We start from the raw sequence: 24,390 nt of genomic DNA, 5'->3' as shown, positions 1-24,390 counted from the left end.
CCCGCCCGCCCGGCAAACGATCCCTAAAGGGTGACGGCGGTGAGCACGAGCCCTGATTCGATCGTCCAACGACCGGTCATCCGCGTGATCGGTGCACCGCTCTGCAGGATCCGTGCGGTGAACGTGCCGGACATCGGCCCCAACAGCAGCCCCGATGTCAGACCCGGCATCGTGCCGACGCCCGAAAGCCCGCCGGCCCCGGACACCGCCCCGGCCCCCGCCACCGACCCGGACCCGAACCCAGACCCGGACATCGCCTCGTCCGGCACGAAAGCCACCGAGGCCTCCCCGAAGCCCAGCCACCGCCGCGCCACCGGGAACCACGCCTTGTACACCGACTCCTTCGCGCTGAACACCAACCGGTCCCACCGCACCTGCGGACGCTCCGCCGCCAGTTCCGCCAACGCCGGCATCTCGTCCGGCCGCGCGATGGTGTCGAAGACGCCCTCCGGCAGCGGCCCGTGCGGCTCGGCGTCGATCCCGAGGCCCACGACACCCCCGGCGCCCCCGAGGCCCGCACCGCCGCCGCCAGCCCCGCCAGCCCGGCCGATCCCGCCGGCCCCGCCTGGCCCGCCGGCCAAGCCGCCCGAGCCCTCCCCGGCCCCGACCCGAGCGACCGCCGCCGCCCGGTACCCGCGGCAATGCGTCATGCTCCCCACGACCCCGGCCGGCCACAACGGCTCCCGGTTCCCGCCGGTCCCGATCGCCACCGGCGGAAAACCGAGCCGGACCAAAGCCGTCCGCGCCAGGTGCCGCGTGGTGATGTACTCCATCCGCCGCTTGTCCACGGCCCGCGCGATCACCGCCTCCTCGCCGGGCATCAACACCGCGTCCTCGGGGTCGCCGAAGCACTCCTCGACCTGGACCTCCGGCGGGAGCAGACTCGACAGCATGCCGCGCGTCTCCGTTCTGCACGGCCGTCCTGCTGGAACGGCCTCGTCGCTGAATCGGCTACGACCAGGTGATCAGGTCTGCGGATTCAAGGTCAACCCGTAGTAGTTGAAGATGTCGGTGGCTTCCGTCCAGAAGACCCCCGGCGTCCCGTCCCCGGGCGTCCCGTCCGAAAGCAGCCCGCGCGCCTGCCGTACCCCGCCGGACTCCACCGCGAACATCGTGGCGCCGCTGTCCCCGCCGGCCGCGCCCCAGCCGTTGTTCACCGCGTCGCCCCACACGCCGCGCGCCGTGTACGACAGCCCCGGGCAGCCGGTGCTCGGCCCGCAGTACATGTCCTGATTGGTCACCTTGATGCCGCACGGCGTCGGGTGCCCCATGAAGTACGAACGCTGGCCGTCGTGGCACACATAGTCCCCGTTGTAGGAGTACGCGAAGCTCGTCAGCCGCAGCCACGTCGTGGTGTCCGACTCGTCGGCGTTGTTGTTCGCGCCGTCGATGGTCTCCGCGTCCCACTCCTGCACCCGGGCCGTCACGGTGCCGACGTAGTTGCCCTTCAACCCGTTGGCGTAGTCACCCGGCGTCCCGGCTCGCGTGTAGATCTTGGTGCCGACGCCGAAGCAGTGCGCCGCGGTCACCATGATCGGGTGGTTGTCGGACTTGCGGACCGCAGGCAGTCCGGCGGTGCAGCCGTGGCCGGTGCCGCCGCCGGTGATCGCGTCGCCGCCGATGAACGGCGAGCTGTCGTCCCACTTCGAGTTCGCCCAGGACTTGGCCTGCAGTGCGTGTCCTTGCCGGTAGACGAGCGGCACACCGAGAGACGTCGCGAGGTTCGTCGTTGACGTCGTCGGAGCCTGCAACGCCGCCGGAGCCGCAGCCGGATCGTCCACGTCGAGCTCCAGCCCGGACGCGTCCGCCGCCGGCCCGACCAGATCCACGTGCACCGGCAGCTTCCCGGCATCGGCCAGCGCCACCACCCGCTGCGCGGCGGCGTCCAGCGCGGCGTGCGTGGCCGCGGCCTTCTGGAAGCGGATCAGCGAGCCGTCGATCGTCGGGTCCACGGCACGCGCCGCCGCGAGTACCCGCGCCGACTGCGCCGTGTCGGTGAGGTAGACGGTCACCACGTCGTGGCCCGCGTCGATCGCGAGGTTGCCGTAGACATCGGCGGCGCTGCCCCGCCCGACGGCTCCCACCGCGTTCGCCACGGCACGCAGCGGTGCCAGCCGTGCCGCCTGGGCGTCGGGGGCGAGTGCGGCGACCTGCGCGTCGGTGAGAACGGTCGAGGTCGAGGTCGCGGTGGTGGTGGCGGTGGCGGCAGCGGTCGTGGCGCCGGAGGCGGGCGAGGCCGCCGACGCGGCCTGCGCTCCGCCGGGTATCGCGACGGCGGCGGCGAGCAGTCCGGCGGCGAGCGCCCCGGACCGCGCGGCTATGGGCTTGCTCCTCATGAGCGCTCCTGGCGTGATCGCGGTCGAGTCACGCCGGAGCATAGCCCTGTTGTCAGCCTTCTGACAGACTTCCGCCGCCGTCGCGCGGCCGGGCTACGGCCGGGCCGCCGGCGACACCGTCCGCGCCGGGTCCCGCACCACGTTCGACCCGAGGACCTCGTCGATCCGCTTCATCACGTCCTCCGACAGCTTCACCCCGGCCGCCTTGACGTTCTCGCTCACCTGCTCCGGACGCGAGGCCCCGATGATCGCCGCCGAGACGTTCGGGTTCTGCAGCACCCACGCCACGGCCAGCTGCGCCATCGTCAGGTCCACCGACTCCGCGATCGGCCGCAGCTGCTGCACCGACTCCAGCAGCTCCTGGTTCGCGACCAGCTCGCGCATGACGTTCGCGCCGGAGTTCTCGTCGGTCGCGCGCGACCCGGCCGGCAGCTCGCCGCCGGGCAGGTACTTGCCGGTCAGGATGCCCTGCGCGATCGGGGACCAGACGATCTGGCCCAGGCCCAGCTCCTCGGAGGTCGGGACCACCTCGGCCTCGATGACCCGCCACAGCATCGAGTACTGCGGCTGGCTGGAGATCAGCTGGATCTTCAGCTCGTCGGCCAGGGCCTTGGCGGCGCGGATCTCCGAGGCCTTCCACTCCGACACGCCGATGTACAGCGCCTTGCCGCAGTGCACGACGTCGGCGAACGCCGTCATCGTCTCCTCCAGCGGCGTCGAGTAGTCGTACCGGTGCGCCTGGTACAGGTCGACGTAGTCCGTCTGCAGCCGCTTCAGCGAGCCGTTGATCGACTCCATGATGTGCTTGCGCGACAGCCCGCGGTCGTTGCGGCCCGGGCCGGTCGGCCAGAAGACCTTGGTGAAGATCTCCAGCCCTTCGCGCCGCTCGCCCTTGAGCGCCCGGCCCATCACGGCCTCGGCCCGGGTCCCGGCGTACACGTCGGCGGTGTCGAACGTGGTGATCCCCGCGTCGAGGGCGGCGCGCACACAGGCCAGCGCCGCGTCCTCCTCCACCTGCGAGCCGTGGGTGATCCAGTTGCCGTAGGCGATCTCGCTGATGATCAGGCCGGAGCGGCCGAGATGACGGAATTCCATGGTCGTCAGCCTACGGCTCCGGGGTGAGGGCGGCGGGCGCCGGCCGTCACATCCGGATCAGGCCCGCCTGCACGGCGGCGGCCACCGCCGCGGTCCGGCTGTCCACCCCGAGCTTGCTGAAGACGTGCACCAGGTGGGTCTTCACGGTCGCCTCGCTGATGAACAGCCGCCGCGAGATCTGCCGGTTGCCGAGCCCGGCGGCCACCAGCTCCAGGATCTCGGCCTCCCGCTGGGACAGCGCCGGCCGGTCCGCGCGCACCCGGCCGAGCAGCCGCGCGGCGACCGGCGGCGCCAGCACGGTCTCGCCCCGCGCCGCCGCCCGGACGGCCGCGGCCAGGTCCTCCGGCGGCGCGTCCTTCAGCAGGTAGCCGGTGGCGCCGGCCTCGACGGCGGCGAGGATGTCGGCGTCGGTGCTGTAGGTGGTGAGGATCAGCACCGCGGGCGGGTCCGGGCGCGCGGCGATGCGGCGGGTGGCCTCGACGCCGTGCATGCCCGGCGCCATCTGCAGGTCCATCAGGACGATGTCGGGAAGCGGGGCCCCGGTCGCGGCGGCGTGGTCGAGCAGCCGCAGGGCCTCGGCGCCGTCCGCGGCCTCGCCGACCGGTTCGATCTCCGGCAGGTCGGCCAGGACGGCGCGCAGGCCGCGGCGGACGACCGGATGGTCGTCGACGAGCAGGACGCGGATCATGACGCGGCCTCGGCGGTCTCGGTGGTTTCGGCGGTCTCGGGCGTGCGGTGGCCCGCCTGCCGGGGAAGCACACTCGCGGCCGGCTCGACCGGCCCGACCAGCTCCACCAGCTCGACCCTTCCGACGAGCTCGACCAGCTCGCCGAGCCCGACATGGTCGGCGCCGGCCTTCAGGGTCCCGCCGCCCCGTCCGTCCTCGCGCCGAGCGGGCAGCGCCACCACGACCGCCGTCCCCTCGCCGGGCGCCGACTCGATCGTCAGGGCCCCGCCGAGCTGCGAGATCCGTTCGCGCATGCCGTGCAGCCCGAAGCGTCCGTCCGGCGCCGCGGCGGCGTCGAAGCCGATCCCGTCGTCGAACACGTCGAGCGTCACCTGGTCGTCGTGGTAGGCGAGGGTCACCGCCGCGTGCGCCGCGCCCGCGTGCCTCTCGACGTTGGCCAGCGCCTCCTGCGCGGCCCGGAGCAGCGCGACCTCGGTCTCCATGGGCAGCGCGTAGGGCTCCCCGTCGAGCCGGAACGCCACGCGCGGATATCCCGCGACGACCCGGTGCACCGCCTCCCCGAGCGTCGAGTCGTCCAGTGCCGGCGGGGTCAGCCCGGCCACGAAGCGCCGGGCCTCGGCGAGGTTCGAGCTCGCGGTCTCCCGGATCTCCCGCACCCGGGCCGCCGACTCCGCCGACAGCCCGTGTTCGGCCCCGCGCGCCAGCAGCACGATGCTCGACAAGCCCTGCGCGAGCGTGTCGTGGATCTCCCGGGCCAGCCGCTGCCGCTCGGCCAGCCGGCCGGCCTCCCGCTGCGTGGCCGCCAGCTCGGCCTGCGCCCGCACCAGCTCTTCGAGCAGCTGCTGGCGGCGCCGGCTCTCGCGGTACATCCCGGCGTACCCGTACGCCGTCAGCAGCGCCACCGCCGCCCCCGCGCACGGCCCGACGACCTTGGCCGCGGTGAGGCCGCCGCTGGTCGTGGCCTGGGTGGCCACCACGGTCGCGGTGATCGCCGCCACCACCCCGAGCGACCAGGGCCGGGGCAGCAGGTGCAGCACCAGGAAGTACAGCGGGAACGCGACGTACGCCGTCGACGGCGCAATCACCACGAGCGCGGCCCACGTCGCCGTCACGGCCGCCAGCCAGCCCAGCGACCAGGCCCGCGACGACCCAGCCCGCGACGACCAGGCCGGGCCCGTGTCGCTCGCGATGCCTCCGACACCTCCGACGCCTCCGATGCCGACCGCGTACACCCCGCCCAGCACCGCGCCGACCACCCACGCCGCCACCCCACGCGCGCCGGTCCCGGCCCCGAGCAGCCCGACCACCAGCAGCGCGGCGAACAGGCAGTGCAGCGCCGACATCAGCACGCGCAGCGTCGGCACCCGGGCCCGGTGACCCGCCGCGGCTATGCCTTCCGAACTGCTCATATGCCGCAAGTTTACGGTCCGTCACGCCCGGTTCCGGCCGCTCGGGCATCCATCCTTCGGTTGATCCGCGACCAGCCTTCTCCGTGATGGCAGGCGGACCCGCGCTCGCGAAGCTGGAAGACGTCCCGATCCACCGACGGAAGGCAGCATCGTGTTCGTCGCCCTGCGCGACATCCGCTTCGCCAAGGGCCGGTTCACCCTGATGGGTGCCGTCGTCGCCCTCCTGGCCGGCCTCGTCCTGTTCCTCTACGGCCTCACCGGCGGCCTGGCGTCCGACTCCACCTCGGCGTTGACCGGCCTGCCGGCCCGTGCCGTGGTGTTCGGCGGCCCGGCCGTGTCCTTCACCGACAGCGCCGTCACCCCCGGCCAGCAGGCCGTGTGGCAGGCGGCGACCGGTGCGGAGGCGTTCGGGGTGTCGATGACGCGGCTGGCCGCGCCCGGGGGAGCGGCGGCGGCCGTGAGCGCGGTCGGCGTCGATCCCGCCCTGATGCCGCCGCTGCTGGCCGGCCGTCCGCCGAGTCCGGGCGAGGTCGCGGTGGGTGCCAAGCTCGCGGCCGACCACGCCCTGCGCCCCGGGGCGCGGATCACGGTCGGCCCGGCCGAGCTCACGGTCTCCGGCCTCATCGCCGACCGCTCCTGGGGCCACGCCCCGACCGTCTGGACCGACGAACCCACCTGGCAGCGGGTCTCCGGCGCCGCACGGCCCGTCGCCCTCTTGGTGGGCGCCGCCGACACCACCGCGACCGGAACCCTGGACGCGGCCCAGCACACCAGAACCGTCACCCTCGACGCGGCCAAAGCAGGCATCGACGGTTACTCGGCCGAACAGGGCAGCCTGACGATGATCCAAGCCTTCTTGTTCGCCATCAGTGCCCTGGTCACAGGGGCCTTCTTCACGGTCTGGACAGTCCAGCGCAAGACCGACATCGCCGTGCTCAAAGCGATCGGCGCCAGCAGCGCATACCTGATCCGCGACGCCCTCGGCCAGGCGCTCATCCTGCTCTTCGCCGGCGGTGCGCTCGGCGTGGCCGCCGGCGCGGTGGGAGGCGTGCTGCTCAGCGGCTCCGGCACCCCGTTCGCCCTCAAACCCTCGACAGTGGTCGTCCCGCTGGCCGCCATCGTCGTCCTCGGTCTGGCCGGCGCGGCGCTCGCGGTCCGCCGGATCGTGGCCGTGGACCCGTTGACCGCGCTGGGAGCAGCCCGATGACCCATAGCCCGACGGCCCTCGCCCTGACCGACGTCACCCTCACCTACCCCGACGGCGAGTCCCGCCTCACCGCGCTGGACCACGTCAGCCTCACGGTCGCCCCCGCGGAGTTCACCGCGGTGGTCGGCCCCTCGGGCTCCGGCAAGTCCACGCTCCTGGCGGTCGCCGCGACCCTGCTCACCCCGGACGGCGGAACCGTCTCGGTCGCCGGTCAGGACACCGCGGCGCTGTCCCGGGCCGCGCGGGCCCGCCTGCGCCGGGACCGGATCGGCATCGTGTTCCAGCAAGCCAACCTGATCCCGTCGCTCACCGCCGCCGAGCAGCTGGAAGTCGTCGGCCACGTGCGCGGCGACCGGCCCGGGGCGGCCCGCGAACGGGCGTGCGCCCTGTTGGCGGCGGTCGGCCTGGACCCGGCCACCTGGCGCCGCCGCCCGCACCAGCTCTCCGGCGGCGAACGCCAGCGCGTCAACATCGCCCGGGCCCTCTACGCCGACCCGGCCGTCCTCCTGGTGGACGAACCGACCTCGGCCCTCGACCACGACCGCGGGGCCGCGGTCCTGGCGCTGCTGGCCGCCGTCACCGGCACACACCGGACGGCCACCGTCCTGGTCACCCACGACACCGCCCTGCTGGACGGCGTCGACCGGGTCCTGACGATGGCCGACGGAAAGCTGACCGAGGGTCCGCCTAGAACTTCTCGCCGCGCTTCAGGCGGGGCTTGGGCAGCCGCCACTTGCGGAACTGCATCGACCGCATGAGCGAGTACCAGCCCAAACGGCCCAGGTCGGCGTCGGGGAAGCGCTTGCGCGCCTCCTTCTTCACCCCGCGCACCAGCAGCACCGAGTCGAACACGATGGCCACCAGCATCACCAGCCACAGCACCACCGACAGCAGTGCCACCGACGGGACCGAGGCCACCACGAACAGCAGGACGGCGAAGATGATGAAGAACTCGGCGATCCGGAAGCGGGAGTCGACGTAGTCGCGGGCGAACGCCTTCACCGGCCCGCCGTGCTGCCGTTCGGTGGCCGCGTCGAAGTCGCGCTGGCGATTCTGGCGCTTGGCCTTCTTGGGATCGGAGCTGATGCCGGACAGCCGCTGCTTGCGGGCCAGCTCGGCCTCGCGGCGGGTGGGCGTGGGACGGCCCTTGGCGGCCCGGGCCTCGTCCAGCAGGGCGGCGTTCTCCTGCTCGGACGTGGCCTGGTCGGCCTCATCGGTGGATTTCTGCTTCCGGAACACGGGAAGACTCTAAGGCCACGGCCCCGCGACCACGAAGCCACGTCGGCGGCCATGACGAACAGCACGGGGAAGCCATGACCTTCAGTAGGTGCCGTGAAGGGGTGGCGGGCCGTATGGTAAGTCCTGACCAGGACCACAAAGTTGGACGACATCGAGCACGATCCGCACGCGGACCGGAGTCGGCCACACGAGGACGTGAAGGGGGCGCGGCAGAGCCCATGGCTGGCGTCATGAAGCGCATGAAGTTGATCTTCCAGGCCAAGGCCAACAAGGCGCTGGACAAGTACGAGGACCCGCGCGAGACGCTCGACCTTTCGTACCAGAAGCAGCTGGAACTGCTGCAGAAGGTGCGCCGGGGCGTCGCCGACGTGGCCACCTCGCGCAAGCGCCTGGAGCTGCAGATGAAGCAGCTGCAGGACCAGGCCGACAAGCACGAGACCCAGGCCCGTCGGGCTCTGGAGGTCGGCCGCGAGGACCTGGCCCGCGAGGCCCTGTCCCGCCGCGGCGGCATCCAGCAGCAGATCACGGACCTGCAGACCCAGTACGCGCAGCTGCAGACCGAGGAGGAGAAGCTCACCCGGGCCTCCCAGTCGCTGCAGGCCAAGGTCGACGCCTTCCGCACCAAGAAGGAGACGATCAAGGCCACCTACACCGCCGCCGAGGCGACCACCCGGATCGGCGAGGCCTTCTCCGGCATCTCCGAGGAGATGTCCGACGTCGGCATGGCGATCCAGCGCGCCGAGGACAAGACCCTCCAGCTGCAGGCCCGCGGTTCGGCGATCGACGAGCTGCTGGCCTCCGGCGCGCTCAACGACCCGACCGGCATGGCCAAGGACGACATCACCACCGAGCTGGAGCGCCTGTCGACCGGCTCGGACGTCGACAACCAGCTCGAGGCGATGAAGCGGGAGCTGGCCGGCGGTCCGTCGACCAAGCAGTTGGAAGCCGGCCACGCGGTCGGCAACGCCTCCAACAAGGACGTCGCTGACGCCGAGGAGGTCCGCAAGGAGGGAGAGGCGCGATGATCGTCCGCATTCTCACCGAGGGGCAGCTGGAGGTCCCGGACAGCTCGATCGACGAGCTGAACGACCTGGACACCAAGGTCCTGGAGACCTGCCAGGCCAAGGACGAGGCGGCGTTCCGGCTGGCGCTGGACACGCTGCTGGACCGGGTGCGCGAGATCGGCACGCCGATCGCGCTGGACCGGCTCGTGGAGAGCGACTTCGTGCTCCCCATGGCCGACTCCACCCTGGACGAAGTCGAGGCGATGATGTCCGAGGAAGGGCTCATCCCCGGCTGAGGCCGGACCCCCGAGCCACTCGTACGGACGCACCCCCGCTGGTCCCCGACTGCCGCCGCATCGCCACACCGGTCACACCGGTCACGATGTGGCGGTAGTCTCTTTCGCTGCGCGAACAGTCCCACCCGGGAACCTCCGGAGGATTCCCGGCGTTGCTCCGATTGACGGGTTGACATCCAGCCCGGGTTGAACAACCAGGTTGAACAGGGAGAGACCACCAGTGGCAAGGACCCGTTTCGCGCCGGACCGGCAGCTGACATCGCGGATGGTCATCGTGATGTTCCTGCTCGGGCTGGTCTACGTCGCCGCCATCGGCGTCGCGGTGGCCCTCGCGCCCAAGGGCCTGCTGCCGATCCTCATCATCGTCATCGGCGGTTTCTTCTTCGCGCAGTGGTTCTTGTCCGACAAGATCGCGCTGTTCTCGATGAACGCCAAGCTCGTCCAGCCCAACGACTCCGCCGAGGCGCACCGGCTGCACGCCGTGCTGGACCGGCTGTGCGCGCTGGCCGACATGCCCAAGCCCCGGGTCGGCCTGGTGGACACCGACGTCCCCAACGCCTTCGCCGCCGGCCGCAGCCAGAAGAACACCGTGGTCTGCGCGACCACCGGCCTGATGCGCAAGCTCCCGGACGACCGCGAGCTGGAGGCCGTGCTCGCGCACGAGCTCTCGCACGTGGCGCACAAGGACGTCGCGGTGATGACCATCGCCTCGTTCCTGGGCATCCTGTCCGGCCTGATCACCCGCATCACCTTCGAGATGGGGCTGTGGGGCGGCTTCTCCGACCGCGGCCGCGACGACGAGGACAGCCCGGCGGTGGTGCTGTTCTTCGTGATGATCGTCTCGGGCCTGACCTATCTGCTGTCCTTCCTGCTGATCCGCGGCCTGTCCCGCTACCGCGAACTGGCCGCCGACCGCTCCGGGGCGCTGCTCACCGGCAACCCGTCGGCGATGAGCAACGCGCTGGGCCGGATCACCGGGGACATGGCCATGATCCCGACCCAGGACCTGCGCAAGCAGCAGGCCTTCAACGCCTTCTTCTTCACCCCGGCGATCAAGGGCGCCAGCGTCTCGAACCTGTTCGCCACGCACCCGACCCTGCAGGTCCGCCAGGAGAAGCTGGCGAAGCTGGCGGTCGAGATCGGCCGCGGCTGAGCCGTCGTCAGGACCCGTACGACCCCGAACGACCCGCACCGCCCCCCGCGCCTGTCGGACCCGAGCTTTCCACCATGCGAGCCGTATGCGTCCGACAGGCGTCGCGCCTCCCCGTGCCGGGAAGGATCCGGATTAGTCACGGGGATCTGCACAAGACGATCACGATAAGCGAACGGACCGCGGGACCTCCCGCGGCGACCCTCGTCAGATAGGGCAAGCTGGTAGCCATGGGATTCCTGGACACGCTGCTCGGTCGGACCAAGCCGGTCAAGCCGGACCTCGACCAGCTCTTCGGCCTGCCGTCGGCGGCCCTGACCCTGCAGGCGGCGACCAACTTCCGTCCCACGGGCCTGGGCTCGGTGTGCTTCAAGCGCGCCGAGGGGCGGGCCTTCGACGACGTCGAGTCGGACATCACCACGCTCCTGGCGGCCGGCAACGGCCCCAAGGTCGAGGCGCGCGACGACTCCTACGGCTACACCTGGCTGGTCTCGCACCACGAACCGGACGACACCGCCGGTCTGGTGACCGACCTGCACGCGGTGAACAGCTCGCTGCAGGACACCGGATTCGGACCGCAGCTGCTGTGCTCCCTGGTGTCTTTCACCGACGACCGGGACCGCCGCCTGGCCCTGGTGTACCTCTACAAGCGCGGCACGTTCTACCCCTTCGCCCCGCAGGCCGGCGAACAGCGCGACGGTGCGCTGGAACTGCAGATCAAGGCCATGCTGGGAAACGACCTGCGCCTGGAGTCGGACCTGAGCCGCTGGTTCCCGGTCTGGGGTGCCCCCGGCCTCTGAGCGAAACCGGGTTGGCCGTCTCAGGAAGTTGTGACACGGTTGTTGCTCTAGTCACCGGACCGTGACCGAACGACTCGTTCGTTGGTAGTAGCCTTTGCGCGTGCACGCTGCTCGGCGCGCGCGGAACGGTCGGGTCTGGTCACGGCGAGTGGACGAGAAGACTTGCGTTTCGATCAACTTCAGGCTGGTTCGGCCGGATCCGGCGTGCGCGCGGGCGGCCCGGACGGCGAGGGGCCGATAGGCCAGGGGGCGGCTGTGGGGGCTTCTGAGGACGGCGGCGCGGAGCACGCGGCCGACGGGACCTCGGGCGCCGACGGCGCGGCCGCCGCGGACGACTCCGCGATATCCACCTCCGGCGAGCAGATACCGCCGGCCAGCGGCACGAGTGCCCCGGCTCCGCAGAACACTGCGGTGGCCGTCGCGGCGCCGGTGTTCGCGATCAGTGACATCATCCGTTCCGCGGCCGATCAGGCTTCGGCCACGTGGAAGTCCGCGGCGGTGCCGACGCAGCGGCGAGAGAGCCCTGCGACGCCGTTCCGGGGGGTCGCGACTCCGAGTGCGCCGGGTACTCCAGGGACTCCCGCTGCTCCCGTTGTTCCGGGCGCTCCGACTGCGGGTCTTCCTGCCCCGGCCGCGCTCGCGAAGCCGGATCCTGCGTCAGGTGCTTCTGCACCGACCGACGCTGCCGCAGCTTCGCCTGCTTCGGCAGCGCCGAGCACGGCTGGGTCTTCCGCGCTGTCCGGGCAGACCGGTGCCGCGGCTCTGCCTGCTTGGGCGGCGGCGAGCGCGGCCGGGTCTCGCGCGCGGGCCGGGCAAAGCAGCGCTGCGGCTTCGCCCGCTGCCTTCCTGGCCCAGCCCACCATTGCTTCGCCCGCCTCGGGTCACGCCATTTCCGCGACGCCTTCCGTGGACGCCCCGGCATCGTCGAGCCCTGCGCCGGCGACCTCGGCGACCCGCGCAATCTCCACGGGCCCCGACGAGACCCCGACCGTCATCGGCCCGATCGTCACCTCCGAGCCCGCCGAACCGGCGCCGCCCGCGCCCCCGGCCTCCGCCGGCCCCGAGGACTCCCGGGACCCCGAGGAGCACGAGCCGCACTGGCGCCGGGCCCGCCGGCAGCTGGCCGTGCTGACCATCATCATCAGTGTCCTGGTGCTCGCGATCCTGCTCGGCCACCGCTTCCTCCCCGAGTTCATGGGCATCGGCTCGCTGGTCGACACCTTCCTGCCCTGGACCGTCGCCCCGCTCGTGCTGGCCCTGCCGGTGGCCCTGCTCAGCATGAAGAAGTGGGCGATCGGCATCAGCCTGCTGACCTGCGCGGTCTGGGCCGGCGACTTCGGCCCGACGCTGCTGCGCACCGGCGGCTCGGGCCCGGCGGACATCAGGATCCTCAGCCAGAACGTCTCCGCCGGCGACAACACCACCCCCGACCTGACCGGCATCGCCCAACTGGCCCAGCAGCGCGGCGCCGACATCGTGGTGCTGCAGGGCATGGCGAAGAACGTCGAGCTCGCCGACCAGGCCGCACCCGCCCGCTACGGCTACCACCTGGCGATGTACGAGTTCGTGGTCTGGTCGCGCTTCAAGATCGACTCCAGCCAGCCGGTGGACCTGACCGGCGGCCGCGCCTCCGGGGCGAGCCAGTCCGGCGCGGCCGACAGCAGCTCCGCCGGCGAGTTCAGCGGCCTGCTGCGGTTCACCGTGAACGCCGGCCAGGGCCGGAGCGTCACCGTCTACGCCGTGCACCTGCCGCAGCCCTCGCTCTCGCACGACGGCTTCGGCGTGGCCCGCGGCGATGCGCTGGAGCAGCTGGTCGACGACGTGCAGAAGGAGAAGTCGCCGAACCTGATAGTCGTCGGCGACCTGGACGTGGCGCAGACCGACCGGGAGATCGGGCCGCTGCTGGGGTCCGGCACCGGCCTGGTGTCGGCGCAGGCCAAGGCCGGGAGCGGGTTCGGGTTCACGTGGCCGGCGACGTTCCCGGTGGTCCGGCTGGACGACGTGCTGTCCCGCGGGCTCACGCCGGTCGCCAGCACCGTGCTGCCGGCCGTGGGGCCGAAGCAGGCGCACCGGCCGATCGAGGCGGATCTGAAGTTCTGAGTGCCGGCCCGGGTATTAAGGGTTGTCCCTTAATACTTGAGGTCCGCTGAGGTTTTCTGAGCTTGGGAAGTCTTTGTCGCCGGGTTGAGCAGGTCTTGCGACGGTGCGGTGCCGTTGCGGCCGTGGCGCTGCGGTGTCGCAGTGCCGGTGTCGCAGTGCCGTGCGTCAGCGTCCCGCCGGCGTGCGATCGGCGTGCGATCTGCCTGCGGTCGGCGTCAGCGCGCCGGGCGTCGCCGCCGGGCCCGCCGCTCGACCAGCTTGCCGTATTTCAGGGTGCCGACGATCTCGATCCGCAGCGGCCGCGCGTCCCGGTCGACCCCGTAGCGTCGCCGCCGGTCCCCGCGCAGCCGGAACTTGGAGAACGCCAGCGTCAGGCCGTCGATGTCGAGCTCGACCCCGGCTCCCGCGATGATGATCAGCTTGCCGAGCCGCATGTCCGCGTCGATCCGCAGGGTGTCGCGGCTGATGACGGCGTCGCTGAAGTCCAGGATGACGTCGCACATCTTGGGCCGCAGCTCGATGCGCCCGGGGACCACCCACGCCCCGGTGCGGACGAACTGCCCGCCCTTCTGCTCGATGACGAGCACGTCCTTCGACGGCGGTGCGGCGGCACCGTGAGCGGGCCCGTAGCCGGCACCGCTGTCCGGGGTGCCGGGCAGGTCGGAGGTGAGCTCCGCCAACTCCCCGAGGGTGCGCGAGGTGAGCGCGGCCTCCAGCCGGGCGTCGAGCTCCTCGGCGGAGAGCCGGCCGTCCCCGGCGGCGATCCGCAGCGTCTCCACGACCCGGTCCCGGTCCGCGTGCGAGGCTCGCAGGTCGGGCTGGTCAGTCATGCGTCCCACGCTAGCCCAGAAGGGCCGTGCGGCGCCTCATCGGGGCCGTGTGGGCTGGTGAATCCATACGGAGTCCTCCGGACGGCTCACCCGGCCTCGGCATTGCCGGCCGTCCCCTGCCCGGGGACGGCCGGCTGCGCCGTGGCGAGATCGCCCGGATTCGCGTCCGGTTCGACCTGGCGGATCAGGCGGTGGCGGCGAGCAGCGCCTGGCGCTGACGGTCGCCGAGGCCGCCGATACGGCGGTTCTCGTCGATCTCGGCGTCCGCCATCAGCTTGGCCGCCTTGGCCGGGCCGTAGCCCGGCAGCGCCTTGATGAGGGCGGTCACCTTCGTCTTCTTGACCATCTCCTCGCCCTTGGCCGCCCGGTCGAGCACCGCCTTCAGGGACAGCTTCCCGGCCTTGACGTCGGCCAGCATCTCCGAACGGGCACGGCGCACCTCCCCGGCCTTGGCCAGAGCGGCCGCGCGCTGCTCGGGGGTCAGTGTCGGAAGAGCCATGGAACTTCTCCTTGCCTAGTACGGTCACGGCCCGCGACGGCGCCGGAGCCGTGGCCCATAATGGCGGATCCCGGCGACAGATCACAGCTCAGGGGTGGGGGAACCACCCCATGTCGGCCGAGGTGAGGCCGTTCGAGGCCGGCCGAGGGCCCCCCGAATCGGGCGAAAGCGTCCCAATGGCGACCAACGCACGGGTGATCCGCGGCACAGCGGCGATTGACCCGAACGAGGCACACGCCCGACGCCCGGCGGGTAGCCGGAACCGCGCTGGGGCGTTGCGAGCCCGCACGACACGGGCCCCGCGAGCGGCGCTCGCCAAGCGCGCGAATGCCTCCGAGCCCTGCGAAAGGGGCAAGCCGAGCATTCCGGTCGCCCGCGTCGCGACCCCGTCACGCACCGGAACCCCGCGCCCCGAACGCCCGACGACGCCCCGTTCCGCGCCTTCTGGGGCCTCGCTGAGGGGCCTGAGACGCCCGCCGAGTGTTTCCAGCCGGACGAGGGGTCGGAAGGCCCTGCGGCGCGTCCGGCGCGTCCGGGGCGGCGGGGGTTCGGGGGGCGGCGTGGTGAGGGTTCGGTGGCGTAAATACGACGTTTGGTCGGAGGTGAGGCATTCACCCGAACCGGTGACGCACGCCGCCTCGCGCGACGGCCGGGCGGGCTATTCCGCCGATCACTTCAGCCGATCACTTCAAGAGCGCGGCAACCGTCCAGAGCCCTGCCATGGACGCGACCGTGGAGAAGATCACGGAGTTGCGGGCGAAGGTGGTGTCGAGGGCGTATTCGCTGGCGTAGATGAACACGTTCTGGGCCGTGGGGAGGGCGGCGCAGAGGGTGACGGCGAGGACGTCGTGCGCGGGGAGGTTGAGGACGTAGTGCGCGAGGACGTATGCGAGGACTGGTTGGAAGGCCGTCTTCAGGGTGATCGATGCGATAGTCTCAGTAACAACCGATTTTCTAGTTCTTGCGAACTTAGCCTGATTCGTGGCCTCTGGCGCTGCCCTTTTGCCACCGTGCAGAGACATCCCCAGCGTGATCAGAGCCACCGGTACAGCAGCACCGCCGAGCAGGCTGAGCGCGCTGCTCACGTCCACCGGAACGTGGAAGTGCGTCGCCGACACCAACGCCCCGAACGCCGACGCGATGATGATCGGATTGTGTACCGGCAGCATGGCTATGCCCCGCAACCGCTGCCGCAGCCCTGGCGCGGGACCGTCACTGAGGCCCATGAGCGTCAACACGATCGGCGTCACGAGCACGGTGTTGAACAGGATCACAGTCGACAAGAAGACGGCGTTGCCCAGCACCTGCACCGCCACCGGGATGCCCAGATTGGCGGAGTTGACGTACCCGGAAGCCATCGCGACCACCGCCCCGTTCGGCACATCACGCCCGAACAACCGCGTCCCCATCACCAACCCGATCCCGCACGCCACCAGCGAACTGACCCCGAACGCCACGATCGAAGTGTTCGCCAACGCGTGCAGATCAGCCTTCGCCAACATCCCGAACAACGACGCCGGCATCGCCACCCGGAAAACGAAACGCCCCAGCACCGCCTCCACATCAGCGGACACCGCCCCCACCAGATCGAACCGAGCGGTGAGGTAGCCGAGAGCGGTCAGCAACCAGATGGGTATGAACGCGTTGAGCACGGCGCCACCGTACCGGGGCGACCGCACGCAGCTGCGGCGGGTGCGGTAGGGAGCGCGGGCGCGGTGTGGGTGCTACGGTTTCGGGTGATTTGGCGGCGGGTGATGGTTCGGGGTCGCTTCGACGGCCGATCGGCGTGGGCCGGCTTCCCTTCCGCATCTACGAGCGGTTCCGCGCACCTGAATCCGTTCCTTCGCCATCTCGGCGGTGCCTCACCGTCCGGGCGCCAGTTCCGCATCCGCGCGCGTTGTATCGCCTTCCGCTCGCACCAGCTCGGCATCGGTCCGAGCCTGTTTGCTTTCCGCCCGCACTAGCTCGGCATCGGTCCGAGCCGGTTCGCCCTCCGCCCGCACTAGCTCGGCATCCGTCCGCGCCGGTTCACCTTCCGGGTCTACGCGTGCTTCCGCATCCGCCGCCTCACCATCCCGGCGCCAGTTCCGCATCCGCCCGCGTCGGTTCCCCTTCCGCCCGCACCGGTCCGGCGTCCGCTCGCGCTGATCGCTCTTCCTCCCGTGCCGATCGCTCTTCCTCCCGTGCCAGTTCCGCCAGCGCCGCGAGCGCCTGTGTGAAGCACTCCATCGGCGGCGTCACCAACCCGGCCCCGACCTGCCCGGTCCCCGCCACTCGCCCGGCCATCCCGGTGTTGATCTGCGGCAGCACCCCGGTCCGCACGACCCGGCTGACATCGATCGCGGTCGGCGTCCCCCGGAAGTCGAGCGCCGGCACCGTGAACGCGGCGTTCTCGCCAAGCGTGATCTCGTACATCAGCCGCGTCGTCGCCACCGCACTCGCCGCCGTCCCCCCGACCAACCGCGCGATCGCCGGCGCGGCCGCCATGGCGAACCCCCCGACCCCCGCCGTCTCGGTGATCGCGGAATCCCCGATATCCGGATTGGCATCCCCAGCCCCATACCCGGCAAGAAAAAGCCCCTCAGGCGTATTCGCCGGCGCGGTGAACCACCGATCCCCGGTCCCCGAAGTCTGAATCCCGAAGTCGGTCCCATTCCGCGCCATGACAGTCACCACCGTGCTGCCCGGCACCCCCGCCGCAGCCTGCGCCGCCAACTTGCACGCGGGCATCACGAGGTTGAGGAAGAAGTGATCGTTCCCGGAGACGAAGCGCACGACGTCAGCCAAATCCCGCGCATCCTCCCCGTTCTCAATCAGCGACGGCAACAACTCCCGCAGCAACATGAGCGTCCCGGCCCGATTCCGGTTATGCCCCTCATCGCCCATGTGCAGCATCTGCGCAACGATCGCCTTCACATCCACCGGCCCCCGCCGCCGCACAGCCCGCTGCAGCATCGGCCCGAGCACCGACGACATCCACCGCAGCCGAGCAACGACCTCCGGCCCGAACGCGCCGTACCGCAGCACCTTGCCGAGCCCCTCGTTCAAGCTGCACCACGCCGTACCCCCCGAGACCGGATCGCGCAGCTCGAAGAGCCACATGCTCGGCGACACGACGCCGGCCATCGGCCCCACGCCGCCGTGGTGATGGCAGGGGGCCAGTTTGGGGGCGGTGGTTCTGGCGGTGGCGCGGCTGCCGTTTTCGCCCTCGCCGTCGCCAGCCCCAGCCCCATCCCCAGCCCTCGCCCCGGTTCCGTCTCCGGCGAACCAGGCCGCGGCCTCTTCCGGCGTCCCCACCAGCCCCTCGAACAGCGCCGCCCCGATCAGCGCACCCCGCAACGGCCCCGAAGCCCGCCCCCACCCGATCGGCGGCCCCGCGTGCAGAAACTGTCCTGGCGCCAACCCGAGCACCTCCCGAGCCGGCCGCACATCCACCAACTCGGCACCCGCCGCCTGCATCCGCCGCACGGCCAGCGCATTGGCCTCACCCCGCCGCCGATCCAGCGCCACATCGGCAAGATCGCCCTCAGCCCCCACCGGCGGCGGCCGCCAGTCAACCCGCGTCACCGCCACCCCCTGCGCCACAAGATCGTCGGCGAACCCAGCAACGCCAGCCGCGACGACATGCGTAGGAGCAAGCCGAGCGACCGGGGGAGCAGACTCGGCGCCGTCATGCACACCGGCGTCAGACATCGCGGAACCAGATTCTTCGAGCAATGACATCGACGTCCTGCCAGTCGTAGCGATCAGTGACGGTCAACAGCCCCACGCGGCACCCCACCCCGTGCCAACACCGCAGCCGCCTCCGCAGCCTCGGCATTCGACAAGAAGACCCAAGCTCCAGCACCCGCCAGGGCCTCCGCCTGCCGCACCAACCCCTGCGGATCCCCACCCGTCCCGCACAACGAAACAACCACCGCCACCTCCGGCCGCACCCGCCGCACCCCGGCGATCGCCGCAGCAACCTCCCCGGCCGGATCCGCATGCGCACCCCGCCCCAACACCACGTCGAGCAGCAGCACCCCAACCCCCGCATCGCCACCCGCATCCGCCACAGCCCGCAACCGCAGGGTGTTGTCGATCATCGGATGCGGCCGACCGCGGGTGTAGGCGTCATCGCCGAAGTCGGTGAGGTCGAACGCGACGGCGGCGGCGGTGGGGGCATGGCTTAGCCCCGAGTTTGCGGCAGCCGGGAGTGCGGCGGCCATGTCGGCGGGGCTGCCGGCGTCCGCGGAGTGGGTGTGCGCAGCCTCTGCTTGGTCAGCATCAGTAGCGCCGAGTGCAGTGCCCGTACTTGTGGTGAGCGTGCGTGCGGTTCCGGCGCGGCTGACGTCGGCGGTGGCGAGTGCGGTCCCAGCGTTTCCGGCGTGCGTGTGCGCGGCCTCTGCTTGGTCGGCGGCGGCGGCCGCAGTGCCAGCGTTTCCGGCGTGCGCTCGTCCAGCTTCGGCCACAGCGGCGGGCGTGCGCGCGGCGGCCGCGTCGAGCGCACCGGCGTCGTCGTCGGCGTCGGGCGTTGGCAGTCTTTTGCTTTCCCCCTCCCCCCACCCACCCGATGCCTGCCTGTCGATCTTCCGCGCGCCAGCGCGCAGCAGCGCCGCTTCAGCCTCGGCGCGCAGCGTGCCGCCGCTGAACAGGCCGCGGATCGTGGTGGCGCGGGCGCGGGCCGGCGCCCTGCCGGTGGTCGTGTCCTCCTCGCGGGGTGTCGTGGGTGGGGGCCAGTGCGGCCAGTGCGGGGGTGCTGCGTGGCCGAGGGCGGTGAGGATCCGTTCCGCGGACTCGGTCAGGGTGGGGTGGTCGGGGCCTACGAAGGCGAAGTGGACGGGTTTGGGGAGCGTTGCTGCGTGGGCTTTGATGCGGGCGGCGATGGTGGGGTGCGGTGGTTTGGAGACCACCGTGATGAGGTCTGTTTCCGGGTCTTCTGCGAGTGCTGTCAGCGCTGCCAGGGTGGAGCGGCCCGCCACCTGCTCGGTCAGGTCGCGGCCGCCTACGCCGAGGCAGTGGCGGATGCCGGCGCCTGCTGCGTCGAGGAGGGCCATCAGCTGCTGGGCTCCGGTGCCGGAGGCTGCTACGAGGCTGATGGGGCCCGGGCGGGTCACGTTCGCAAAGCCCAGGCCGGTTCCGTGGAGGACGACGGTGCCGCAGTCGGGGCCCATGACCAGCAGGCCGCGTCGTCGTGCTTCATCCTTGAGTCGTACTTCGTACTCAATAGGGATGTTATCGCTGAAAATGATTGGTGATGCGCCGTATTCCAATGATTCCATGGCCTCTGTGACGGAGGCAAGGCCCGGGGTGGAAATCAGGGTGATGGGTGCACCCGTTCGGCCTAGTGCGGTGGCTGTGGTGCGGGGGGCGGGGTTGCCGGCCTGGTCAGGGTGCGGATGTCCGGGGGCTGTGATGGGGCCACCGGGCGGTGATGTGGATGCGGCGGTGGGCGTGAGCGAGGTGGTCAGTGCCTCCAGCGCCGCCGATTCCGAGGGTGCGGAAGGGCAGGTGAAGGCCACGATGAGGTCGGCCGGCCCGATGTCCGCCAGCGTTGAGTGCCCCTGCGCCGAGTACCCCAGCTCCGCCAGCAGTGCGACGTTCAGCTCCGTCGCCATCGCCACCAGCACGCGCTCCGCGCCCGCCACCCCGGCGACCGCGCGGCCGGCGAGCATCAGCGTCACCGAGTCGTGGTACTCCCCGCGCCGCACTTCGACGTGCTCGACCGCCACGCCCTCGACCGCCGCGCCTCCGGCCGCCTCGGCCGCCGCGCCTCCGGCCGCCTCGGCCGCCGCGCCTCCGGCCGCTTCAGCCGCCTCGACCGCCACGTCGTCGACCGCTCCGCCTCCCACTGGCACCGACACCGGCATCGATCCTTTCCGCGAGGGCCTGTCGCGACGCTAGACCTCGGGGCTACTGTCCGGGCATGGGCAATCCTGACAAGGACAGCGCCAGAGCTTCGCAGATATCCACATCGTCAAGCGAGGCGGCGGAGGCGAACGGGGGACAGCGCATGACACAGCCGGCAGAGTCGGCACGGCGGACGGAGACGACGGAACTGACCGAACCGACGGAGCCGAGCCCGGGCGTGCGCCTACGGTCGGAAAGTCCAGAGGTGAGCACCCCAGCCACCCGCACCCCCGCCCCCATAGGCCTCACCGTCACCCAGGCCCTGGCCCTCCCCGCCCTCGCCGGTGCCCGCATCGTCGCCGGCCACGCCGGGCACGACCGCGTCGTCGAACGCGTCAACGTGATGGAGGTCCCCGACATCCTCCCCTGGGTCAAGCCCAAGGAACTCCTCCTCACCACCGGCTACCCGCTGCGCCACTCGCCCTCGCCGCTCACCGACCTCATCGGCGACCTCGACCGTGCCGGCCTGTCCGCCATCGCGATCAAGCCGCACCGCTACCTCGGCGACCTCCCGCCCGAGCTCCTCGCCGCCGCCGACGCGCTCGGCTTCCCGGTGATCGAGCTGCCCGAGGGTGTGGCCTTCGACGACATCCTCACCGACGTCCTGTCCGACGTCCTCGACCGCCAGTCCGCCGTCCTGGCCCGCGCCGACCACGTCCACCGCACGCTCGCGCAGATCGCGCTGGAGGGCGGCGGCCTGGCCGAGCTCGCCGCCGAGCTGGCGAACATCCTCGGCGGCCCGGTCCTGGTCACCACGCCGGACGGCCGGGTGCTGGCCGAGCACGGCGCCGACGCCGTCCGCCACCTGCCCTGCTTCGACGCCGCCCCCGGCCCGGACGCGGACCACCGCCTGCGCACCGAGGCCGAGCAGCCCGGCCTGACCGCGCACCACGGCACGCAGCACGCGCTGGTCCCGATCGTCGCCGGACGCGTCGACCACGGCCGCCTGGTCGCCTTCGCCGGACGCCGCGCCTTCGACGCCGCCGACGTCGCGGCGCTCGAACGGGCCGCCACGGTCGCCGCGCTGTCCGTGGTCAAGCAGCTGGCGGTGGCCGCGGTCGAGGACAAGTACCGCGCCGACTTCCTCAGAGACCTGCTGACCGGGCGCCTGGAGGACCTGCAGTCGGCCGCCGCGCACGCCGCGACGCTCGGCTGGGACATCAGCCCGGGACGCGCACCGGCCGGCCGTCCCCAGAACGGCACCAGGGGACCAGGACAGTACGCGGGGCACCAGACAGGGCGCCAGACGGGGCAACAGGCCGGGCACCAGACGGGGCAACAGGCCGGGCACCAGACGGGGCAACAGGCCGGGCACCAGACGGGGCAACAGGCCGGGCACCAGACCGGGCAATACGGCGCGACCACCAACGGCGGCGGATCCGGCGCCGCTGCCGCTCAGGCCCCTGCGGGCGACACCGCCGCCCCGACCCCCGCCGACGCCGCCACGCCGGCCGCAGCCGCAGCCGCAGCCGCAGCCTCCGGCACCGTCAGTGCCGCGCCCCAAAGCCCCGCCGCCGCAGCCCAAGCCCCCCGCCCCACCCCCCACCTCATGGTCCTGGTCGCCGAACTGGACCCCGGCCAATCCGTCCTCCCCGCCTCCCAACACGCCCTCCGCCCCGCCCGCGAACGCTTCGCCGCCGCCTGGCAGACCGTCGTCGCCGCCCGCGACCGCACCAACCCCGTGGCCGGCTTCAACCAGGAAGTCGTCGTCGTCCTCAAAACCGGCGACGACCCCGACCCCCTGGTCAAAAGCCTCATCGCCGAGGTCTCCGGCACTGGCGGAGGCGGTCGCCGCACCTTCTCCACCGGTGTCTCCCGCCGCGTCGCCACCGTCGCCGACCTCCCCGCCGCCTACGAGGAAGCGCGCCGCGCGGTCCGCATAGGCCGCCGCCTCAACGGTCCCGGCTCGGTCGCGCACTTCGACGCCCTCGGCGTCTACCGCCTGCTCTCCCTGGTCCCGGACCCGGCGGAGCTCCGCGACTTCGCGCGCCAGACGCTCAAAGGCCTGGCCGCCGACGGCGATCCCGACGCCGAGGACCTGCGCACCACCCTCGAAGTCCTCCTCGACACCAACCTGAACGTCGCCGAGGCCGCTCGCCGCCTGCACTTCCACTACAACACCCTGCGTTACCGCATCGGCAAGATCGAGCGCCTCGTCGGCCCCTTCATGGAGCGCCCCGATCTCCGTCTCGACCTTTCGGTCGCTCTCCGTATCCTCCACATGCGAGGCCTGTGAACCTCACAGCCGTACGACCTGCGAAAGAGGTAACCAGAGGGTACTTGTGACCCCGGTCACACCGTGGCTACAGTCCGCTCCATGACATTGGGCTGGCGGGTCGCATACGAAGGCAAGACTCCACCACCGGGCTCCGTCGTCCGCCCCGACGAGCGCCTGTCCTGGCCGCGCACCGTCGGCCTCGGCGCGCAGCACGTCGTCGCGATGTTCGGCGCCACGTTCGTCTTCCCCCTGGTCATGGGCCTGAATCCGCAGCTGGCGATCATGATGAGCGGGATCGCCACGATCTGCTTCCTGCTGATCGTCAAGAACAAGGTGCCCAGCTACCTCGGCACCTCCGCGAGCTTCGTCGGCGGCGTCGCGGCGATTCGCGCGCAGGGCGGCGACGACCAGCACGTCACCGGCGCCATCCTGATCGCCGGCGGCGTCCTGCTGGTGGTCGGGGTCCTGATCCACTTCCTCGGCGCGCAGATCATCCACGCCGTCCTGCCCCCGGTCGTCACCGGCGCGGTGGTGCTCCTGATCGGCTTCAACCTGGCGCCGGTCGTGGCGAACGTCTACTGGCCGCAGGACCAGTGGATCGCGCTGGTCACCATGCTGGTCGCGATCGGCATCATGGTGGGCGTCCGGGGCTTCCTCGGCCGGATAGCGATCTTCGTCGCGCTGGTGTTCGGCTACGTGCTGTCCTGGATCGTCGACCGGATCTTCGGCAGGATCACGTCCTACGACTCCGGCGCCGGCCACGACACCACGCACTGGCGCGTCAACTTCGACGCCGTCAAATCAGCCAAGTGGATCGGATTCCCGAACAAGACCAACGGCATCGGCGTGCACCAGATCGCCGGCTGGCACTTCCCGGAGTTCAAGTGGGCCTTCATCCTGCTCGTGCTCCCGGCCGTGATCGCGCTGGTCGCCGAGAACACCGGGCACGTCAAGGCGGTCGCCGAGATGACCGGCGACGACCTCGACCCGTACATGGGCCGCGCCATCGCCGCCGACGGCTTCGGCACCGTCGTGGCCAGCACCTTCGGCGGCTCGCCGACCACCACCTACGCCGAGAACATCGGCGTCATGGCCGCCACCCGCGTCTACTCCACGGCCGCCTACTACGTCGCCGCCCTCGTGGCCATCCTGTTCGGCCTCTCACCCAAGTTCGGTGCCCTGGTCGCGGCCACTCCCGGCGGTGTCCTCGGCGGCATCACCGTGGTCCTGTACGGCATGATCGGCCTGCTCGGTGTCAAGATCTGGACCGAGAACCGGGTGGACTTCGGCAATCCGCTGAACCTGGTGCCGATCGCGGCCGGCGTCATCATCGGCATCGGCAACACGAGCCTGAAGTTCACCGACAACTTCTCGCTGTCCGGGATCGCGCTCGGCACCATCGTGACCATCGTCTGCTACCACGCCGCCCGCCTCATCGCCCCGCCGCACCTGAAGACCCCCGCACTGGCCGAGACAGCCACAGCGTCCGGCGCGGACGGCCCAACCGAAGCATCGGGCCCCCCGAGCGGGGTAAAACCCCAGGAGTAAACAGCGACAGGCAGGCAGGAAACGCGGCGACATGCCCCTCGTGCACCTTCCTTGGGCAAGTTCAGCCAGCGATCGCGGCGGT

21 protein-coding genes are annotated in these 24,390 nt (G+C 71.5%); 9 read left to right on the top strand and 12 right to left on the bottom strand.

Going from position 1 to position 24,390, the window contains the following annotated elements; translation table 11 throughout:
• Positions 1-23: 23 nt before the first annotated feature.
• The 5 genes from ABH920_RS10155 to ABH920_RS10135 all read right to left on the bottom strand — a co-directional run bounded on the left by ABH920_RS10155 (position 24) and on the right by ABH920_RS10135 (position 5,528).
• Positions 24-893 (bottom strand): 4'-phosphopantetheinyl transferase, encoded by an 870-nt coding sequence (locus tag ABH920_RS10155; protein WP_370348649.1) that lies wholly within the window; start codon positions 891-893, stop codon positions 24-26.
• A 72-nt stretch (positions 894-965) separates the two neighbouring features.
• Positions 966-2,336: a peptidase gene (locus ABH920_RS10150; RefSeq protein ID WP_370348648.1), complete on the bottom strand. Its 1,371-nt coding sequence runs from the start codon at positions 2,334-2,336 to the stop codon at positions 966-968.
• A 93-nt stretch (positions 2,337-2,429) separates the two neighbouring features.
• The gene (locus ABH920_RS10145) at positions 2,430-3,431 is read right to left on the bottom strand and encodes an aldo/keto reductase family protein (RefSeq protein WP_370348647.1); all 1,002 of its coding nucleotides are present in this window, start codon (positions 3,429-3,431) and stop codon (positions 2,430-2,432) included.
• 46 nt (positions 3,432-3,477) lie between these two features.
• Complete coding sequence (locus ABH920_RS10140; RefSeq protein ID WP_370348646.1) at positions 3,478-4,119, bottom strand: response regulator; 642 nt, start codon at positions 4,117-4,119, stop codon at positions 3,478-3,480.
• On the bottom strand, positions 4,116-5,528 hold the full coding sequence (locus tag ABH920_RS10135) for a sensor histidine kinase (protein ID WP_370348645.1): 1,413 nt from the start codon (positions 5,526-5,528) through the stop codon (positions 4,116-4,118). The genes ABH920_RS10140 and ABH920_RS10135 overlap by 4 nt, the downstream gene beginning before the upstream one ends.
• A 151-nt stretch (positions 5,529-5,679) precedes the next feature.
• On the opposite strand from ABH920_RS10135, the gene ABH920_RS10130 reads away from it, so the two are divergent.
• Positions 5,680-6,735: an ABC transporter permease gene (locus ABH920_RS10130; RefSeq protein WP_370348644.1), complete on the top strand. Its 1,056-nt coding sequence runs from the start codon at positions 5,680-5,682 to the stop codon at positions 6,733-6,735.
• Entirely contained in the window at positions 6,732-7,493 is a 762-nt protein-coding gene (locus ABH920_RS10125; RefSeq protein ID WP_370348643.1) for an ABC transporter ATP-binding protein, read from the top strand. The genes ABH920_RS10130 and ABH920_RS10125 overlap by 4 nt, the downstream gene beginning before the upstream one ends.
• Here ABH920_RS10125 and ABH920_RS10120 read toward each other — a convergent pair.
• Complete coding sequence (locus tag ABH920_RS10120; protein WP_370348642.1) at positions 7,423-7,974, bottom strand: DUF3043 domain-containing protein; 552 nt, start codon at positions 7,972-7,974, stop codon at positions 7,423-7,425. The genes ABH920_RS10125 and ABH920_RS10120 overlap by 71 nt on opposite strands.
• Before the next feature lie 218 nt (positions 7,975-8,192).
• Between ABH920_RS10120 and ABH920_RS10115 the strand changes: the two genes are divergently transcribed.
• From ABH920_RS10115 to ABH920_RS10100, 4 genes are all read left to right on the top strand, one after another.
• Positions 8,193-8,999 carry a PspA/IM30 family protein gene (locus ABH920_RS10115; RefSeq protein ID WP_370348641.1) on the top strand — a complete coding sequence of 269 codons (807 nt, stop codon included), beginning with the start codon at positions 8,193-8,195 and terminating at the stop codon, positions 8,997-8,999.
• Positions 8,996-9,274, top strand: a complete 279-nt coding sequence (locus ABH920_RS10110) for a hypothetical protein (RefSeq protein WP_370348640.1) — start codon at positions 8,996-8,998, stop codon at positions 9,272-9,274. The genes ABH920_RS10115 and ABH920_RS10110 overlap by 4 nt, the downstream gene beginning before the upstream one ends.
• 220 nt (positions 9,275-9,494) lie before the next feature.
• Complete coding sequence (gene htpX / locus ABH920_RS10105; RefSeq protein WP_370348639.1) at positions 9,495-10,427, top strand: zinc metalloprotease HtpX; 933 nt, start codon at positions 9,495-9,497, stop codon at positions 10,425-10,427.
• Between the two features lie 227 nt (positions 10,428-10,654).
• Entirely contained in the window at positions 10,655-11,224 is a 570-nt protein-coding gene (locus tag ABH920_RS10100; protein WP_194920220.1) for a hypothetical protein, read from the top strand.
• A gap of 179 nt (positions 11,225-11,403) precedes the next feature.
• Here ABH920_RS10100 and ABH920_RS10095 read toward each other — a convergent pair whose 3' ends face one another.
• On the bottom strand, positions 11,404-11,673 hold the full coding sequence (locus tag ABH920_RS10095) for a hypothetical protein (protein ID WP_370348638.1): 270 nt from the start codon (positions 11,671-11,673) through the stop codon (positions 11,404-11,406).
• Between the two features lie 457 nt (positions 11,674-12,130).
• Here ABH920_RS10095 and ABH920_RS10090 point away from each other — a divergent pair, with 457 nt between their 5' ends.
• Positions 12,131-13,324, top strand: coding sequence for an endonuclease/exonuclease/phosphatase family protein (locus ABH920_RS10090; protein ID WP_370348637.1), 1,194 nt, complete (start codon positions 12,131-12,133; stop codon positions 13,322-13,324).
• A gap of 215 nt (positions 13,325-13,539) precedes the next feature.
• Here the strand turns inward: ABH920_RS10090 and ABH920_RS10085 are convergent, their stop codons facing one another.
• The 5 genes from ABH920_RS10085 to ABH920_RS10065 all read right to left on the bottom strand — a co-directional run bounded on the left by ABH920_RS10085 (position 13,540) and on the right by ABH920_RS10065 (position 20,502).
• Entirely contained in the window at positions 13,540-14,154 is a 615-nt protein-coding gene (locus ABH920_RS10085; protein ID WP_370348636.1) for a DUF1707 domain-containing protein, read from the bottom strand.
• Positions 14,155-14,338: 184 nt separating this feature from the next.
• Positions 14,339-14,653 (bottom strand): integration host factor, actinobacterial type, encoded by a 315-nt coding sequence (mihF, locus tag ABH920_RS10080; protein ID WP_012786078.1) that lies wholly within the window; start codon positions 14,651-14,653, stop codon positions 14,339-14,341.
• 683 nt (positions 14,654-15,336) lie between these two features.
• On the bottom strand, positions 15,337-16,305 hold the full coding sequence (locus ABH920_RS10075; RefSeq protein ID WP_370348635.1) for an AEC family transporter: 969 nt from the start codon (positions 16,303-16,305) through the stop codon (positions 15,337-15,339).
• Between the two features lie 415 nt (positions 16,306-16,720).
• Positions 16,721-18,376 carry a DUF1116 domain-containing protein gene (locus tag ABH920_RS10070; protein WP_370348634.1) on the bottom strand — a complete coding sequence of 552 codons (1,656 nt, stop codon included), beginning with the start codon at positions 18,374-18,376 and terminating at the stop codon, positions 16,721-16,723.
• A gap of 23 nt (positions 18,377-18,399) precedes the next feature.
• Positions 18,400-20,502 (bottom strand): hypothetical protein, encoded by a 2,103-nt coding sequence (locus ABH920_RS10065; protein WP_370348633.1) that lies wholly within the window; start codon positions 20,500-20,502, stop codon positions 18,400-18,402.
• Positions 20,503-20,747: 245 nt separating this feature from the next.
• Between ABH920_RS10065 and ABH920_RS10060 the strand changes: the two genes are divergently transcribed.
• Positions 20,748-22,778 (top strand): PucR family transcriptional regulator ligand-binding domain-containing protein, encoded by a 2,031-nt coding sequence (locus tag ABH920_RS10060; RefSeq protein ID WP_370348632.1) that lies wholly within the window; start codon positions 20,748-20,750, stop codon positions 22,776-22,778.
• Between the two features lie 81 nt (positions 22,779-22,859).
• Positions 22,860-24,308, top strand: coding sequence for a uracil-xanthine permease family protein (locus tag ABH920_RS10055; RefSeq protein WP_370348631.1), 1,449 nt, complete (start codon positions 22,860-22,862; stop codon positions 24,306-24,308).
• Positions 24,309-24,390 lie beyond the last annotated feature (82 nt).

It is taken from the genome of Catenulispora sp. EB89, assembly GCF_041261445.1.
Classification (GTDB): domain Bacteria; phylum Actinomycetota; class Actinomycetes; order Streptomycetales; family Catenulisporaceae; genus Catenulispora.
Note: the sequence above shows the minus strand (reverse complement) of the source record. Positions and strands in the feature narration are given on the sequence as shown.

Coding starts and splice junctions, on each gene's coding strand:
- ABH920_RS10155 (WP_370348649.1), bottom strand. CDS start 893: ATGCTGTCGAGTCTGCTCCCGCCGGAGGTCCAGGTCGAGGAGTGCTTC.
- ABH920_RS10150 (WP_370348648.1), bottom strand. CDS start 2,336: ATGAGGAGCAAGCCCATAGCCGCGCGGTCCGGGGCGCTCGCCGCCGGA.
- ABH920_RS10145 (WP_370348647.1), bottom strand. CDS start 3,431: ATGGAATTCCGTCATCTCGGCCGCTCCGGCCTGATCATCAGCGAGATC.
- ABH920_RS10140 (WP_370348646.1), bottom strand. CDS start 4,119: ATGATCCGCGTCCTGCTCGTCGACGACCATCCGGTCGTCCGCCGCGGC.
- ABH920_RS10135 (WP_370348645.1), bottom strand. CDS start 5,528: ATGAGCAGTTCGGAAGGCATAGCCGCGGCGGGTCACCGGGCCCGGGTG.
- ABH920_RS10125 (WP_370348643.1), top strand. CDS start 6,732: ATGACCCATAGCCCGACGGCCCTCGCCCTGACCGACGTCACCCTCACC.
- ABH920_RS10115 (WP_370348641.1), top strand. CDS start 8,193: ATGGCTGGCGTCATGAAGCGCATGAAGTTGATCTTCCAGGCCAAGGCC.
- ABH920_RS10110 (WP_370348640.1), top strand. CDS start 8,996: ATGATCGTCCGCATTCTCACCGAGGGGCAGCTGGAGGTCCCGGACAGC.
- ABH920_RS10100 (WP_194920220.1), top strand. CDS start 10,655: ATGGGATTCCTGGACACGCTGCTCGGTCGGACCAAGCCGGTCAAGCCG.
- ABH920_RS10095 (WP_370348638.1), bottom strand. CDS start 11,673: ATGTCACTGATCGCGAACACCGGCGCCGCGACGGCCACCGCAGTGTTC.
- ABH920_RS10085 (WP_370348636.1), bottom strand. CDS start 14,154: ATGACTGACCAGCCCGACCTGCGAGCCTCGCACGCGGACCGGGACCGG.
- mihF (WP_012786078.1), bottom strand. CDS start 14,653: ATGGCTCTTCCGACACTGACCCCCGAGCAGCGCGCGGCCGCTCTGGCC.
- ABH920_RS10070 (WP_370348634.1), bottom strand. CDS start 18,376: ATGTCATTGCTCGAAGAATCTGGTTCCGCGATGTCTGACGCCGGTGTG.
- ABH920_RS10065 (WP_370348633.1), bottom strand. CDS start 20,502: ATGCCGGTGTCGGTGCCAGTGGGAGGCGGAGCGGTCGACGACGTGGCG.
- ABH920_RS10055 (WP_370348631.1), top strand. CDS start 22,860: ATGACATTGGGCTGGCGGGTCGCATACGAAGGCAAGACTCCACCACCG.